Origin of the sequence: Salipiger sp. H15, assembly GCF_040409955.1 — a bacterium.
In the GTDB taxonomy this organism is placed as follows: domain Bacteria; phylum Pseudomonadota; class Alphaproteobacteria; order Rhodobacterales; family Rhodobacteraceae; genus Salipiger.
Map to the genome: position 1 here is coordinate 824004 of NZ_CP123384.1, position 14895 is coordinate 838898.

The following is a 14895-nucleotide window of genomic DNA, read 5'->3' on the forward strand; positions in this document are numbered from 1 at the left end:
AGTAAACGCAGCCCATGTTTGATGACGCCGACGACATCCACCCGCTGTTCTACGGGGCTCCGAAGAGCACCGAGTTCAAGAAGCTGCGCAAGCGCATCGTGCAGAACACGCGCGAGGCGGTGGAGCAGTATGGCATGATCGAACGCCGCGAGGATGGCGCCCTGCCGAAATGGCTGGTGTGCCTCTCGGGCGGCAAGGACAGCTACACGCTGCTGGCGGTGCTCTACGAGCTGAAATGGCGCGGGCTGCTGCCGGTCGAGATCCTTGCCTGCAACCTCGACCAGGGCCAGCCCGGCTTCCCCGCGACGGTGCTGCCCGAGTTCCTCGAGAAGATGGGTGTGCCGCACCGGATCGAGTACCAGGACACCTATTCGATCGTCATGGACAAGGTCCCGCAGGGCCGCACCTACTGCGCGCTCTGCTCGCGCCTGCGCCGCGGCAACCTCTACCGCATCGCCCGCGAGGAGGGCTGCTCGGCGGTCGTGCTCGGCCATCACCGCGACGACATCCTCGAGACCTTCTTCATGAACCTCTTCCACGGCGGGCGCCTTGCGACCATGCCGCCGAAGCTGGTCAACGAGGAGGGCGATCTCTTCGTCTACCGCCCGCTCGCCCATGTGTCCGAGGCCGATTGCGAGAAGTTCGCGCGGTCGATGAACTACCCGATCATCCCCTGCGACCTCTGCGGCTCGCAGGACGGGCTGCAGCGCCAGCAGGTGAAGCAGATCCTCGACGGCTGGGAAAAGAACTCGCCCGGCCGCCGACAGGTGATGTTCAAGGCGCTGACCAACATCCGCCCCTCGCACATGATGGATCCCAAGCTCTTCGACTTCGCCGGGCTGATGCGCGACATCACCACGCGCGCGCCCGACGCGGATGACGGGATCCCCGACCTGCGTTAAGCGAAGCCTTACCCTCTTGCGCTAGGCCTGTCCGCATCGCTGTTGATGATGGGGGCGGACCATGCCGCCGGATCTCTCGCACGGACCCTTTTTGCGCCGGCCCCTCTCGCAGGGGCTTCTCGCCTGCCGAACGCTGCTGGCGCGGCTGCAGCTGCGCCGCTGGACGGTCGGGCCGCACATGCTCGCCTTCCTGCCCGCACTCACCCTCGGCGGGTTCTGGCTGGGGGGCGAGTCGATGCTTCTCGGCCTCGCGCTGGTGATCCCGCTGGCATACGGGCTGGTGCTCGGTGCCGAGCCACCGGTCGCCGGCCATGCGGAGCAGCGCGCCGGGCAGGATCTCGTGAGCATGGCGGTGGCGCAGGACCTCGCCGCGCAGGGTTTCGAGCGCGCCCGCGCCGCGCAGATGCACACCGCCTGCCTGCTGTTCGAGGCCGAGGGGCTCGAGACCATCTCGCGCCGCATGGGCGAGGGTGTCGCCGAAACCCTGCGCGTGCTCTTCCTTGCCCGCCTGCGCGAGCTGCTGCGCCCCGAGGACAGCGCGATGCGCATCGGCGATTCCCGGTTCATGGCGCTGATCGCGCCCGGCCTCCGCCTCGATCTCGAGGCGCTGCTCGCCCTCGCCGACCGGCTGCAGCGCGGGCTCGAGGAACCGGCCGCCACCGACACCGGCGTGCACTACCTCTCGGTCGCCGTGGGCTTCTGCGGCTCGGCACGGCTGCGTCCCGGGGCCGTGGGCGCCGACATGCTCGACTGCGCCCAGGCCGCGCTGCGCGAGGCGATGGACAATGCCCCCTCGGCGATCCGCGCCTGGAGCGAGGGGATGCGCGCCGAGCGGCGCGCCCGCACGGTCCTGCTGTCCGAGGTCGAGGCGGCGCTGGCCAAGGGGCAGATCCAGCCCTGGTACCAGCCGCAGCTCTGCACCTCGACCGGCGAGATCAGCGGTGTCGAGGCGCTGGTGCGCTGGATGCACCCGCAGCACGGAATCGTCCCCCCCTCGCGCTTCCTCGGCGCGCTGCACGATGCCGGGCGGATGGACCAGCTGACCGAGGCGGTGCTGCATCACGGGCTGTCCGCGCTGCGCGGCTGGGACGAGCAGGGTCTGCGCATTCCCCGCGTCAGCATCAATTTCTCGGAGGTCGAGTTGCGCAACCCGCGCTTGGTCGACCGGCTGAAATGGGACCTCGACCGCTATGGCATGGCCGCGAGCCGGCTCGGGATCGAGGTGCTCGAAACGGTGATCGCCGAAAGCCCCGACGGCATCATCGCGCGCAATGTCACCGCCCTCGCCCGGCTCGGCTGCCGGGTCGACCTCGACGATTTCGGCACCGGCCACGCCTCGATCGCCGCGCTGCGCCGCGTCACCGTGCACCGGCTGAAGATCGATCGCAGCTTCGTCACCCGCATCGACCGCAGCGAGGACCAGCGGCGCATGCTTGCCGCGGTGCTCGGGCTGGCCGACCGGCTGGGGCTGGAAACCGTGGCCGAGGGCGTCGAAAGCAGCGGCGAACACGCGCTGCTCGCCCAGCTCGGCTGCGACCACGCGCAGGGATTCGGCATCGCCCGCCCGATGCCCGCGCCGCAGCTGGCCGAATGGGCGCGCGAGCACGCGCAGCGCATCGCCGCCGCGCAGAAGCTGGGGCGCCGCCCGGCCTGAGACAAGCGCGCTCCCGGACCACCCCGCATCGATCCGCGCGCCCCGGCGCAATCGACGCGCGGCCCGCCACGGGCCCGAATTGCGAAAGGAAGTCGCGCCCGGGAAACGGCGATTGTCGCCTCCCCCGCTCGCGGCCGACACGGCCCGGCACGGCACAATCCACCCCGCCACCCCTCCCTTCCCCAGAGGCAACACCGCATTCCACGGCCCGAAACGGTCACAAACCCCCTTGCCACGCATGAATCGGCTTGACCTTTGGGGGTCCGCCCTGTTGAACCCGGCCTTGACTTTCCAAGGACAGGTGGCGGTCTCTCGCATGGACAATCAGAACAAGAATCTGCTCATCGCCACGGCGCTGAGCTTCGTCGTGATCCTCGTCTGGTTCCTGCTCTTCCCCCCGCCCGAAGCGACGGTGGACGAGACGGCACAGACCACCGAGCAGACGCTCGAGGCGACGCCCGGCACCGGCGTGACGGCACCGAATGCCACGGCTGACGCCGGCGCGGCGCCCGCGGCCACGGCCACGACGGCAGCCCCCGAGGCCGCGCTCGACACCGCGCGCGTCGACATCGACGCGCCGAACCTGATCGGCTCGATCGCCCTCACCGGCGGCCGCATCGACGACCTCAAGCTGCGCAACTACCACGAGACCAACGACGAGAGCTCGCCGGTGGTCCAGCTGCTCGCCCCGGTGGGTGGCGCCGATCCCTATTACGCCGTCTACGGCTGGGCTCCGGGCAATGGCCTGCAGGCCGCCGACGTGCCCGGCCCGAACACCGAGTGGACGGTCGAATCCGGCGAGAGCCTCGATGTCGACAGCCCGGTCACCCTGCGCTGGGACAGCCCCGCGGGCCTGATCTTCCGCCGCACCTTCGCGGTCGACGAGAAGTTCATGTTCCGCGTCACCCAGTCGGTCGAGAACACCTCGGCCAACGAGGTCTCGGCCGCGCCCTACGGCATCCTTGCCCGCCATGGCGAGCCGTCGGATCTGAAGAACTTCTTCGTGCTGCACGAGGGCTCCATCTCGATGACCGATGGCACCCTCGCCGAGAACAAGTACAAGAAGATCCGCGACTTCGACCCGACCGCCGAGCAGAGCACCCGCGCCGAGACCTACCAGGTCTCGCAGAACGGCTGGATCGGCTTCACCGAGCACTACTGGGAAACCGTGCTGATCCCCGACGCCGGCACCAGCTACCGCCAGGCGATCAAGTACAACGAGGCCCGCGACATCTACCAGGCAGAGATCGTGCTGCCGACGCAGACCATCGCCCCCGGCGCCACCGCCGAGGTCTCGACCCGCATGTTCTCGGGCGCCAAGGTCTGGGAAGTGATCAACGAGTACCAGGATCAGGGCGTCGACCGTTTCGTCGACAGCATCGACTGGGGCTGGTTCTTCTTCCTCACCAAGCCGATCTTCTGGCTGCTGCACCACATCCACCAGTGGATCGGCAACATGGGCCTGTCGATCATCGGCCTGACCATCCTGCTCAAGGCGCTCCTCTTCCCGCTCGCGTACAAGTCCTACGTGTCGATGGCGAAGATGAAGGAACTGCAGCCGCAGATGGAGGAGCTGAAGAAGAAGGCCGGCGACGACCGCCAGAAGCTCCAGCAGGAGATGATGGCCCTCTACAAGCGCGAAAAGGTCAACCCGGCCTCGGGCTGCCTGCCGATCCTGCTGCAGATCCCGATCTTCTTCTCGCTCTACAAGGTGATCTTCGTCTCGTTCGAACTGCGTCACGCGCCCTTCTTCGGCCCGTTCCAGGACCTTTCGGCCCCCGATCCCACCTCGCTCTACAACCTCTTCGGTCTGCTGCCCTGGGCAGCCCCCGAGGCGGGCACGACGCTGGCGATGATCTTCATCGGCATCCTGCCGATCCTGCTGGGCATCTCGATGTTCCTGCAGCAGAAGCTGAACCCGACGCCGACCGATCCCGCGCAGGCGATGATCTTTGCCTGGATGCCCTGGGTGTTCATGTTCATGCTCGGCGGCTTCGCCTCGGGCCTGGTGCTCTACTGGATCACCAACAACACGATCACCTTCACCCAGCAGTACCTGATCATGCGCAGCCACGGGGCCAAGCCTGACGTGTTCGGCAACATCCGGTCGACCTTCAAGCGCAAGCCCAAGGACGCGAAGTCGGGCGGAAAATGAGCGGACGGGTCACCCAGATCTGGCGCCACCCGATCAAGGCCCATGGCCGCGAGGCGCTGGACCGGGTGACCCTTCGCGCGCACCACTGCCTGCCCTTCGACCGCGCCTGGGCCGTGGCGCACGAGAATTCCGATGCGGATGGCTCCGAGTGGGTCAGCTGCGGAAACTTCAGCCGGGGCGTCAAGGCGCCCCAGCTCATGGCGATCAGCACAGAGCTGGACGAGGCGGCGGGCACCCTTACCCTGCACCACCCGGACCGCCCCGACCTGACGATCGACCCCGACCGTGACGGCACCGCCTTCCTCGACTGGGTGCGCCCGCTGATGCCCGCCGAGCGCGCGCAACCGGCGCGGCTCGTCCGGGCGCAGGCACGCGGCATGACCGACGCGCCCTTCCCCTCGATCACGATCTGCAACATGGCCTCGCACCGCGCGGTCGAGGCGCAGATCGGGAGCCCGCTGTCGATCCACCGCTGGCGCGGCAACATCTGGCTCGACGGGCTGGAGCCCTGGGCGGAATGGGACTGGGTCGGGCGCGAGATTCGCATCGGCGGCGCGACGCTCGTCGTGCGCGAGCGGACCGGCCGCTGCGCCGCCACCACCGTAAACCCCGAGACAGGCCAGCGCGATGCGGATACGCTGGGCGCGCTGCGTCACTGGGGGCATACGGATTTCTCGGTGCAGGCCGAAGTGACGACTGGCGGCGAGATCGCCCATGACGACGAGGTGACCCTGCTGTGACGACCCCCCTTCCCTTCCCCATCGCCGAAGACCCCGATGACGTGACCCGCGAGGCCGCGCGCAAGGCCTTTGCCGGCGACGTGCAGTTCCTCAAGGGCGTGGTGGCCATGGACGGCCTGCCGCCCGACGACCGTCCCGAGGTCTGCTTTGCCGGGCGTTCCAACGTCGGCAAGTCGAGCCTGATCAACGCGCTGACCGGCCGCAAGGGCCTTGCCCGGGCGTCGAACACGCCGGGCCGGACGCAGGAGATCAACTTCTTCACGCTGAACGAGAGCCACTACCTCGTCGACCTTCCGGGCTACGGCTTCGCCAACGCGCCCGTCGCCGTGGTCGAGAAATGGCAGCGCCTGCTCAAGCAGTACCTCTCGGGCCGCGCCTCGCTGCGCCGCGCCTTCGTGCTGATCGACGCGCGCCACGGGGTGAAATCCGTGGACGAGGAGATCATGGAACTGCTCGACAAGTCGGCGGTGACCTTCCAGGCGGTGCTGACCAAGACCGACAAGCTGAAGGCCAGCGAGCTTGCTAAGATCCTCGAGCAGGTGCGCGGCAAGCTCTCCAAGCACCCGGCCGCCTATCCCGAGATCGTGCTGACCAGTTCCGAGAAGGGCGAGGGCATTCCCACGCTCCGCGCCATCATCAGCGGGCTTTCCTGAATTTCCCCTTCGCAATCCCCGGCGTTGGATCTAGTTCTCCGGAACAGAGACATTCCCCGCATCGAGGATGCACCCTAGATGAAGAAGCAGACGATGAACCGAGACTGGATCGCGACAGCCCGCACTCTCAACGAAGCCCTGCCCTACCTGCAGCGCTATACGGGCGCGATCGTTGTGGTGAAGTTCGGCGGCAACGCCATGGGCGACACCGACGCCATGGCCGAGTTCGCCCGGGACATCGTGCTGATGCGACAGGTCGGCGTGAACCCGGTCGTGGTGCATGGCGGCGGGCCGATGATCAACGACATGCTCGCCAAGCTGAACATCCAGTCGGAGTTCAAGCGCGGCAAGCGCGTCACCGACCAGGCCACCGTCGAGGTGGTCGAGATGGTGCTCACCGGCCTCGTCAACAAGCGCATCGTGCAGGCGATCATGGACGAGGGCGGCCGTGCGGTCGGCCTCTCGGGCAAGGATGATGACCTCATCGTCTGCGAGGCGGACGATCCGGAACTCGGCTTCGTCGGGCGTCCGGTCGAGTGCAACGTGCAGGTGCTGCGCGACCTCTTCGCCGCCGGGATCATCCCCGTGGTGGCCCCTGTCGCGACCGGCATGGACTATCTCGAGACCTTCAACGTCAACGGCGACACCGCCGCTGGCGCGCTGGCCGCGGCGCTCAAGGCCGACCGCCTGCTGCTGCTGACCGACGTCTCGGGCGTGAAGAACAAGGACGGCGAGGTGGTCACGCAGATGACCCCCGAGGAAGTCCGCGCGATGATCGACGACGGCACCATCGCCGGCGGCATGATCCCCAAGACCGAGACCGCGCTGAAGGCGGTCGAGGACGGCGTGCGCGCGGTGGTCATCCTCGACGGGCGCGTGCCCAACGCCTGCCTGCTCGAGCTCTTCACCGAGCATGGCGCCGGCTCGCTGATTCGCCGCGCCGACCTGGAGCCGGTGCGCCCGCGCACGTGAGCCTCGGCGAGATCGACGCCGCGGCGCGGACCGAAGGCCTCGCCCTGCGCGGCGCCTTCCACCCCGCGCCCGGCGACGGCGCGCCGGACGGCTGCGCGACGCTGGTGCTTCTCGGCCCCGACGAGCCGCGGTTCTGGCCGGTCTTCTCGGCCTCGCCGGAATACCTCGACGGCGCGACGGCACCGATGGATCGCTGGTCCAAGCGGGTGATCGGCGCGCTGGCCGGGCGGTTCGGCGGCAGCGCGGTCCTTCCCTCGGACGGCCCACCCTACCCCTCCTTCTTCGCCTGGGCGCTCGCCAGCGGCCAGGCCTTCGCGGCACCGCCGGCGCTGCTGGTGCATCGCACCGCTGGCCTGCTGGTCAGCTACCGGGGCGCGATCGCGCTGCCCCTGCGCCTGCCGCTTCCGCCCCCTGCCCGCCGCCCCTGCGACACCTGCGACGCCCCCTGTCGCGGTGCCTGTCCCGTCGGTGCGCTCGGCGCGGGCACCCCTTATGACGTCGCCGCCTGCCAGGCCCACCTGCGCCGCGACGCGGGCGCCGAGTGCCGCCAGCGCGGATGCCTCGTGCGCCGCGCCTGCCCGCTCTCGGCCAGCCTGCAGCGGCAGCCGGCGCAGGCCGCTTTCCACATGACCGCTTTCATGGAAGACTGGCCGCCGGCGGTGGAGGGACGCGGATGAAACGGCTCATTCTCATGCGGCATGCGAAATCCGATTGGTCGGTGGGCATGCCGGACCATGCGCGCCCGCTGAACCCGCGCGGCCGGAAGAGCGCCCGGGCGCTCGGCGATTGGCTGCGGGCCGAGCAGATCGTGCCGGATCAGGTCCTCTGTTCCTCGGCCGCGCGCACCCGCGAGACGCTCGACCTCCTCGGCCTCGGCGAGCTTCCGACGCGTTTCGAGGACCGGCTCTACCTTGCCGGGCCGAAGATCCTGCTCAAGAGCCTGCAGGAGGCGAGCGGGGCAACCGTGCTGATGCTCGGGCACAATCCCGGCATCGGCGAATTCGCCAACCTGGTGGTCACGCACGGCCCCGGCCATCCGAAGTTCGGCACCTATCCGACCGGCGCCACGCTGGTGGCCGACTTCCCGGTCGAGGACTGGTCCGAGGCGCGCCTCGGCATGGCGGCCTGCCATGAGTTCATCGTCCCGCGCGAGCTTGCCTGACCCTCTCCGACCGGATTGTTGCGAAGTTTCAGGGGCCTGAAAACAGTGACGCCCGCGATCCCCCTCCCAAAGGATCGCGAGCGCCGCTGTAGCCGGTACTTGGCGAAAGCCCCCACCTCACGTGGTCCGGGTCATCCGCGTCGCATTGCCGTCCTCCCCTACGGCAATCCGACTTCGGACGACTCTCGGACGACCAGGAAGCGAAAGCCCCTTCATGGACACCGGTACAGATTCCAAATCGACATGCATCGCGATGCGACGCTGTGTAACGGACTGTAACACAAGCGACAAAAAAGCGAGCCCCAAATCGCATGGGACTCGCGCCTATAATTCAGATTTCTTCTGTCTCAGTGCCCGAGAATCTGGCTCAGGAACAGTTTTGTCCGCTCGTGCTGCGGATTATTGAAGAATTCCTCAGGTTCATTTTGCTCAACGATTTGTCCGGCATCCATGAAAATGACCCGATTCGCGACCTGCCGGGCGAATCCCATTTCATGGGTGACGCAAAGCATGGTCATTCCCTCCTCAGCGAGTTCGACCATGGTATCGAGCACTTCCTTGATCATCTCCGGGTCGAGCGCCGAGGTCGGTTCGTCAAAGAGCATGATCCGCGGCTTCATGCAGAGCGAGCGGGCGATGGCCACGCGCTGCTGCTGACCGCCCGAAAGCTGTCCCGGGTACTTGTGGGCCTGCTCGGGGATTTTCACCTTCTCGAGGAAGTGCATCGCCGTCTCTTCCGCCTGCTTCTTGGGGATCTTGCGAACCCAGATCGGCGCGAGCGTGCAGTTCTCGAGAATTGTGAGGTGCGGGAAGAGGTTGAAGTGCTGGAAGCACATGCCGACCTCGGAGCGGATCTTGTCGATGTTCTTCAGATCCGAGCTCAGCTCGATGCCGTCGACGACGATGCTGCCCGCCTGGTGTTCCTCGAGGCGGTTGATGCAGCGGATCATCGTCGACTTGCCCGAGCCCGAGGGCCCGGCGATGACGATCCGCTCGCCGCGGTAGACGGTCAGGTCGATGTCGCGCAGCACGTGGAAGGTCCCGTACCACTTGTTCATCTTCGTGATCTGGATGGCCACCTCGTCGGAGACCTTCATCTGGCTGCGATCGACTTCGCGTGTTGCAAGTTCAGACATTGGAGGTCTCCTTAGCGGTGCTCTCTGCGGAGCTTTTTCTCGAGGAAGAGCGAATAGCGGCCCATGCTGAAGCAGAAGATGAAGAAGCACAGGCCGATAAAGACGAAGAGTTCCCAGTAAATGCCGTTCCAATCGGTGGTCGCCCGGATCGAACTGGATAGGCCAATGGGATCGAGAAGGCCGATGAAGACGACCAGGGTGGTATCCTTGAAGAGGCCGATGAAGGTATTCACGATCCCCGGGATCGAGATCTTCAATGCCTGCGGCAGGATGACCAGCCGCATGGATTTCCAGTAATCCAGCCCCAGCGCGTCCGCGGCCTCGTACTGGCCCTTCGGCAGCGCGGCAAGACCGCCCCGCACCACCTCGGCGATATAGGCGGCCGAGAAGAGGGTCACCATGATGATGACGCGCAGCATCAGGTCGAAGTTGGTGCCCGGCGGCAGGAAGTAGTTCAGCAGCAGCGACGCGGTGAACAGCCAGACGATCAGCGGCACGCCGCGGATGATCTCGATGAAGGCAACCGAGAACTTGTTGATGATGAACATGTCCGACTGCCGCCCCAGCGCCAGCAGGATGCCCAGCGGCAGCGACAGCACGATGCCCGACACGCCGATGATCGTCGCCAACAAGAAGCCGCCCATCTTCTGCGTCGCCACGGTCTGCAGCGACAGCGGCACCACCGAGGCCAGCGCCCCGGCGAGCGGGCCGCAGACGAAGAGCCAGTAGAGCACCGGCACGACGATCGCGAGGATCACCGCCAGCAGCGTGCCGAGCTTCGGCGCGGCGAAGGTCATGATCGCCCAGCCGATGGCGAAGCCGAGGATGGCCGCGATCGGACCCCAGAGCGAGCCGCCCCAGATCAGCCAGAAGATCGCGAAGGGCGCGATGGCCGAAACCCAGAGCACCTTGCGCGGCACCGAGCTGAACAGCACCGGCGCGACCGCCGTGAGGAAGATCAGGAAGGCGAGGATCGGCCGCCAGTAGAGCTCCCGGGGGAAGAAGCCGAAGACCAGCTGCGGCCAGCGTTCGGCCAGCACCGCCCAGCAGGCGACATTGGTGCCCTCGCCGTAGCGCTCGGCGATGATCTGGCGGCACTGCGTGAGGTTCGAGGCGTCCCAGACCCCGCGCAGGGCCCAGGGCAGCAGGTGGCTCAGCACCGCGTAGATGACCCAGAGCGAGGCGAGGGTGAGCAGGATGTTGAGCCAGCTCGAGAACAGGTTGTCGCGGATCCACTTCACCGCGCCGACCTGGTTCAGCGGCGGCTCCTTCTGGTCGAGCATGGTGTCGCGGACATAGGCGACGGTCTGTGCATGGGTGTCGCTCATCTCACCGCTCCTTCAGCTTAACGGAGGAGTTGTAGACGTTCATCACGCCCGAGATCAGCAGGCTCAGCACCAGGTAGAACAGGCCCAGCAGCAGCATGCCCTCGAGCTCGCGGCCGGTCTGGTTGATGGTGATGCCCCCGAGGGTCGAACGCACGTCCATGTAGCCCACCGCGATGGCGAGCGAGCTGTTCTTGGTGAGGTTGAGGAACTGCGAGATCAGCGGCGGGATGATCACCCGCAGCGCCTGCGGCAGGATCACGAGGTTCATCGTGGTGCCCGGACGCAGACCCAGCGCGTAGGCCGCCTCGGTCTGGCCCTTCGAGATGGCGAGGATGCCGCCGCGCACGATCTCGGCGATGAAGGCGCCGGTGTAGAGCGACAGCGCCAGCCACAGCGCGATCAGCGAGTTGCGCAGGTGCACGCCGCCGTCGAAGTTGAAGCCGCCGAGCTCGGGCTTGTCGAGCGAGGCGCCGAGCGCCACCAGCACCACGATCAGCGGCACGAGAATGGCGGCGATCTGCAGCGGCAGGGTCATCGGGCGTTTGCCCGTGGCCTCCTGGATATGCGCCGCGCGCTTGCCGAGGAGCTTGGCCCCGACGCTGCCCGCGACGAGCACCGCGAGGATCAGCAGCCAGTCCCAGCCGGAGGAGGAGGGAATGACCTCTCCGCCCTCGCCCGCGGCAGAGGTGCCGGAGCCGCCCGCGCCCGCGGTGGTGCCGTTCTGCCCGGCCTGGATCCCGGCGCCGCCGGTGGCAATGCGGCTCGCGCCATAGGTGCCGGCCATGTTGGTGCCCGGCGTCGCGGCGGCCGCGGGGGCGGGCGCCTCCGCTGCCGCCACCTCGTTGCCGCCCAGGGAGCGGCTGAAGACCACGTTGGGGATGTAGACGCCGCGGTTGGTGATCGCGACGCTTTCACCGAGCAGCATCGAGGGGCCGTCACCGCCCTTGAAATCGCGCGGTGCGGGCATGGATTCCGTCATCAGCGCGAAGATCAGCACGATCCACAGCAGCAGCGGGACGTTGCGGAAGCCCTCGACGTAGACCGCCGCGAGACGCGAGACGATCCAGTTGTTCGACAGGCGCAGCACGCCCGCGATCACGCCCAGCACCGTGGCGAGGGCGCAGCCCAGCACCGCCACGAGCAGCGTGTTGAGGATGCCCACCAGCGCCGCGCGGCCGTGGGTCATCTGGTTGTTGTACTCGATCAGCTGCTGGTTGATGTCATAGCCCGCGGGCTGCGACAGGAACCCGAAGTCGAAGTCCTTGCCCAGTGCCTCGAGGTTGTGGATCGTGTTGGAAATCAGCCACGACAGCAGCAGTCCGATAAGGACCATCGCGACGACCTGGATGGTCATCGAGCGATAGCGCGTGTCGAAGATAAGCTGACTCAGCCGGAAGCCCTGCTCCGGCGGGTCCGAGATGGTCGCCATAAATTTCTCCCCGGACGCTTCCGTCGGCTCTGGGGTCCGCGGCGGTTGATCCGCCGTCTGCCCTGATCGGAAGCGCGCATTCGTTTTATGAAGGCGAAGTGGTCAAAGAAGGTGGAAAGGGGCGCAGGTCATCCCTGCGCCCCTCGCCTTGTCCGGTCTCAGCGGAAGGGCGGGCTGTAGAGCAGGCCGCCTTCGGTCCACTGCGCGTTCAGGCCGCGCGACAGGCCGATCGGGGTGGCTTCGCCGATGTTCTTCTCGAAGATCTCGCCGTAGTTGCCGCCCGCCATGATCGCGCGCTTGGCCCATTCGTTGTCGAGGCCGAGCATCGCGCCCAGTTCACCCTCGGTGCCGAGCAGGCGGTTGATCTCGGGGTTGTTCGTCGGGGCCGAGGACAGCTCCGCGATGTTGGCCGAGGTCACGCCGTATTCTTCGGCAGCGATCAGGGCGTTCAGGGTCCAGCGGGCGATGTCGCCCCACTCGTTGTCGCCGTGGCGGACGAGCGGACCGAGCGGCTCCTTCGAGATGATTTCCGGCAGGATCACGTGATCCGACGGGTTCTCGAAGGTGGCGCGGGTGGCTGCGAGGCCCGAGGCGTCGGTGGTGTAGACGTCGCAGGCGCCGGCAAGGTACTGCTGCTGCGCTTCGGCGTTGGTCTCGATCGGAACCGGCTCGTAGCTGATGTTGTTGGCGCGGAAGAAGTCCGCGAGGTTCAGCTCGGTGGTGGTGCCGGTCTGGATGCAGACGGTGGCGCCATCGAGTTCCTTGGCCGAGGCGACGCCCAGCGACTTCGGTGCGATGAAGCCCTGGCCGTCGTAGTAGTTCACGCCGATGAATTCGAACTTCAGGTCGACGTCGCGCGAGAAGGTCCAGGTGGTGTTGCGGGCCAGAACGTCGATCTCACCCGATGCCAGCGCGGTGAAGCGGGTCTGGCCGGTGGTCTGGGTGAAGGCAACCTTCATCGGATCGCCGAGAACGGCGGCCGCGAGCGCGCGGCAGTACGCCACGTCGAAGCCCTGCCACACGTTGTTTGCATCAGGTGCCGAGAACCCGGCAAGACCCGTCGAGACGCCGCACTTCAGCTCCCCGCGCGCCTTCACGTCGTCCAGGGTCGCGGCGCCGGCTGCACCGGCCGCGAGCGCGGCGACGGTCAGAGCGCCGAGAGTTACGGTCTTTTTCATGTTAACCTCTTCCTGTTGTCCGGTTCCTCATGAACCGGTTCCTTGATCCTTGCTGGATCAGCTTGGTCAGCCAGGGGCTCCCTCCCTGTGCTGACGGGAGTTTGGAAGCAAAGTTTTGGCGAGGTCAAGCCGGTGCAGCGCGAAAAAGGCATGCAAATGCCCAGATCTTACGCAGCGATCAGGGAAGAGGATTCAGTTTAGGCAGGCTGGCAGAGAGCGAAAAAACGATGCGCGTGCAGAAACGCCTGACGTTTGATTTCAGCCGCCTCGCGGGCTTCCTCGTCCTCGCCCCAGAGCTCTTCCTGGAAGGTCTCGTCGAGCCGGGACAGGGCCCAGAGTTCCTCGGCGGCGTGCTCCGTCCGGGTTGCCGCGAAGCCGAGGACCAGAGATCCCGTCAGCGCCACGAGGTCATGGAAGGCCGCCAGCTCGAACGGGCTCAGCGCATGGGTGCGCTCGGACAGGATGCCCAGCGGTGCCCCGGGCTGCGGCGCATGCATGAGCCCGGTGCGCGGCTCGAGCCGCGCCCCCAGCTCGCGCGCCGCCCAGTCGAGCAGCGGGTCCCAGCGCGCGGTCTGGCGCGCGACCAGCTCGGCGGGGCTTGCCGCGCGGTAGCACAGCAGGTCGCTGTCGCCATACTCGGCCAGCATCTCGGCCACGTCCGCATGCTGCGGCGCGACCTTGTCGATGGCGCTGTTGGCGGTGCGGGTGAAGGGCATGGTGCGCGGGTCGATCTTTTCGTCCTGCGCGCGCCATTCTGCGGCCATGGCCTCGGCGATGGCGCGGCTCGGGACCACCAGCGGCACCTTGCCCGGGGTGCGCAGCGGGCGCCCGTCGAGATGCACGGTGAAACCTCCCTCGGCCTCTTCGACCGTGGCGTCCTTGTAGAAGCGGCGGGGGGCCCATTCGCTCATGCGGCCTGGCTCCAGAGTTGCTCCAGCAGCGCCGGAAGCGCGCGGATGTCGTCGATGATGGTACGCGCGGAGGAAAGCCGCGCGCGCTCGTGATAGCCCCAGCTGACGCCGATCCCGTGGACCCCGGCCGAGGCGGCCATGTCCATGTCGTAGCTGGTATCGCCCAGCATGACGGCCTGGTGCGCGGACACCCCGGCCTCGGCCAGCGCCGCCTCGATCATCGAGGGGTGCGGCTTCGAGGGATGGTCGTCGGCGCATTGCTGGGTGACGAAGAGCTTGCGGATGCCGTGCGCGTCGACCAGCCGGTCGAGCCCGCGCCGCGACTTGCCCGTGGCGATGCCGAGCAGCCATTCGGGCCGGGCGTGCAGCGCGCCCAGCACCTCGCGCACATGCGGGTAGAGCGGCGAGCTCGCCTCGGTGCCGTTCTCGCTGCGCAGGCGCATGTAGCTCTGCTTGTAGCCCTCGACCATGGTGTCGATCATGGCGGCGTCGACGCCGGGCGCAAGCCGCGCCACCGCCTGCGGCAGCGACAGGCCGACGATGCCGAGGATCTCCTCGCGGCTCGGGGCCTCCATGCCGACCCCGGCGAAGGCGCCGCGCATCGAGGCGAGAATATCCGCCTGGCTGTCGACCAGCGTGCCGTCGACGTCGAAGATGATCAGCTTGAGGTCCATG

At 67.3% G+C, this 14895-nt stretch carries 14 protein-coding genes; 8 read left to right on the plus strand and 6 right to left on the minus strand.

Annotated features, from left to right (window positions below; all coding sequences use genetic code 11):
• Window positions 1–14 precede the first annotated feature (14 nt).
• The 8 genes from ttcA to PVT71_RS04075 all read left to right on the plus strand — a co-directional run bounded on the left by ttcA (window position 15) and on the right by PVT71_RS04075 (window position 8238).
• Window positions 15–902 carry a tRNA 2-thiocytidine(32) synthetase TtcA gene (gene ttcA, locus PVT71_RS04040; protein ID WP_353473213.1) on the plus strand — a complete coding sequence of 296 codons (888 nt, stop codon included), beginning with the start codon at window positions 15–17 and terminating at the stop codon, window positions 900–902.
• 91 nt (window positions 903–993) lie between these two features.
• Window positions 994–2556, plus strand: a complete 1563-nt coding sequence (locus PVT71_RS04045) for a GGDEF domain-containing phosphodiesterase (RefSeq protein WP_353473214.1) — start codon at window positions 994–996, stop codon at window positions 2554–2556.
• 316 nt (window positions 2557–2872) lie between these two features.
• The gene (gene yidC / locus PVT71_RS04050) at window positions 2873–4711 is read left to right on the plus strand and encodes a membrane protein insertase YidC (protein ID WP_353473215.1); all 1839 of its coding nucleotides are present in this window, start codon (window positions 2873–2875) and stop codon (window positions 4709–4711) included.
• A complete protein-coding gene (locus PVT71_RS04055; protein WP_353473216.1) occupies window positions 4708–5451 on the plus strand; it encodes an MOSC N-terminal beta barrel domain-containing protein in 744 nt (247 codons plus the stop codon). The genes yidC and PVT71_RS04055 overlap by 4 nt, the downstream gene beginning before the upstream one ends.
• Window positions 5448–6104, plus strand: coding sequence for a ribosome biogenesis GTP-binding protein YihA/YsxC (gene yihA / locus PVT71_RS04060; RefSeq protein WP_353473217.1), 657 nt, complete (start codon window positions 5448–5450; stop codon window positions 6102–6104). Before PVT71_RS04055 ends, yihA begins: the two co-directional genes overlap by 4 nt.
• 78 nt (window positions 6105–6182) lie before the next feature.
• Window positions 6183–7076 carry an acetylglutamate kinase gene (argB, locus tag PVT71_RS04065; protein ID WP_353473218.1) on the plus strand — a complete coding sequence of 298 codons (894 nt, stop codon included), beginning with the start codon at window positions 6183–6185 and terminating at the stop codon, window positions 7074–7076.
• Window positions 7073–7753, plus strand: coding sequence for a ferredoxin (locus PVT71_RS04070; protein ID WP_353473219.1), 681 nt, complete (start codon window positions 7073–7075; stop codon window positions 7751–7753). Before argB ends, PVT71_RS04070 begins: the two co-directional genes overlap by 4 nt.
• On the plus strand, window positions 7750–8238 hold the full coding sequence (locus PVT71_RS04075; protein WP_353473220.1) for a histidine phosphatase family protein: 489 nt from the start codon (window positions 7750–7752) through the stop codon (window positions 8236–8238). Before PVT71_RS04070 ends, PVT71_RS04075 begins: the two co-directional genes overlap by 4 nt.
• Before the next feature lie 347 nt (window positions 8239–8585).
• Here PVT71_RS04075 and PVT71_RS04080 read toward each other — a convergent pair whose 3' ends face one another.
• The 6 genes from PVT71_RS04080 to PVT71_RS04105 all read right to left on the minus strand — a co-directional run bounded on the left by PVT71_RS04080 (window position 8586) and on the right by PVT71_RS04105 (window position 14894).
• Entirely contained in the window at window positions 8586–9374 is a 789-nt protein-coding gene (locus PVT71_RS04080; RefSeq protein ID WP_353473221.1) for an amino acid ABC transporter ATP-binding protein, read from the minus strand.
• Between the two features lie 11 nt (window positions 9375–9385).
• Window positions 9386–10702 carry an ABC transporter permease subunit gene (locus PVT71_RS04085; protein WP_353473222.1) on the minus strand — a complete coding sequence of 439 codons (1317 nt, stop codon included), beginning with the start codon at window positions 10700–10702 and terminating at the stop codon, window positions 9386–9388.
• A gap of 1 nt (window position 10703) precedes the next feature.
• Window positions 10704–12131, minus strand: coding sequence for an ABC transporter permease subunit (locus tag PVT71_RS04090; RefSeq protein WP_353473223.1), 1428 nt, complete (start codon window positions 12129–12131; stop codon window positions 10704–10706).
• Between the two features lie 158 nt (window positions 12132–12289).
• A complete protein-coding gene (locus tag PVT71_RS04095; RefSeq protein WP_353473224.1) occupies window positions 12290–13309 on the minus strand; it encodes an amino acid ABC transporter substrate-binding protein in 1020 nt (339 codons plus the stop codon).
• A 197-nt stretch (window positions 13310–13506) separates the two neighbouring features.
• Window positions 13507–14220, minus strand: coding sequence for an ATP12 family protein (locus PVT71_RS04100; RefSeq protein ID WP_353473225.1), 714 nt, complete (start codon window positions 14218–14220; stop codon window positions 13507–13509).
• Window positions 14217–14894 carry an HAD-IA family hydrolase gene (locus tag PVT71_RS04105; protein WP_353473226.1) on the minus strand — a complete coding sequence of 226 codons (678 nt, stop codon included), beginning with the start codon at window positions 14892–14894 and terminating at the stop codon, window positions 14217–14219. The genes PVT71_RS04100 and PVT71_RS04105 overlap by 4 nt, the downstream gene beginning before the upstream one ends.
• Window position 14895 lies beyond the last annotated feature (1 nt).

What these genes read in the sequence shown, in the direction of transcription:
- PVT71_RS04075 (WP_353473220.1), top strand. Translation starts at nt 7,750, where the DNA reads ATGAAACGGCTCATTCTCATGCGGCATGCGAAATCCGATTGGTCGGTG.
- ttcA (WP_353473213.1), top strand. Translation starts at nt 15, where the DNA reads ATGTTTGATGACGCCGACGACATCCACCCGCTGTTCTACGGGGCTCCG.
- argB (WP_353473218.1), top strand. Translation starts at nt 6,183, where the DNA reads ATGAAGAAGCAGACGATGAACCGAGACTGGATCGCGACAGCCCGCACT.
- PVT71_RS04105 (WP_353473226.1), bottom strand. Translation starts at nt 14,894, where the DNA reads ATGGACCTCAAGCTGATCATCTTCGACGTCGACGGCACGCTGGTCGAC.
- PVT71_RS04095 (WP_353473224.1), bottom strand. Translation starts at nt 13,309, where the DNA reads ATGAAAAAGACCGTAACTCTCGGCGCTCTGACCGTCGCCGCGCTCGCG.
- PVT71_RS04100 (WP_353473225.1), bottom strand. Translation starts at nt 14,220, where the DNA reads ATGAGCGAATGGGCCCCCCGCCGCTTCTACAAGGACGCCACGGTCGAA.
- PVT71_RS04085 (WP_353473222.1), bottom strand. Translation starts at nt 10,702, where the DNA reads ATGAGCGACACCCATGCACAGACCGTCGCCTATGTCCGCGACACCATG.
- PVT71_RS04080 (WP_353473221.1), bottom strand. Translation starts at nt 9,374, where the DNA reads ATGTCTGAACTTGCAACACGCGAAGTCGATCGCAGCCAGATGAAGGTC.
- yidC (WP_353473215.1), top strand. Translation starts at nt 2,873, where the DNA reads ATGGACAATCAGAACAAGAATCTGCTCATCGCCACGGCGCTGAGCTTC.
- PVT71_RS04090 (WP_353473223.1), bottom strand. Translation starts at nt 12,131, where the DNA reads ATGGCGACCATCTCGGACCCGCCGGAGCAGGGCTTCCGGCTGAGTCAG.
- PVT71_RS04055 (WP_353473216.1), top strand. Translation starts at nt 4,708, where the DNA reads ATGAGCGGACGGGTCACCCAGATCTGGCGCCACCCGATCAAGGCCCAT.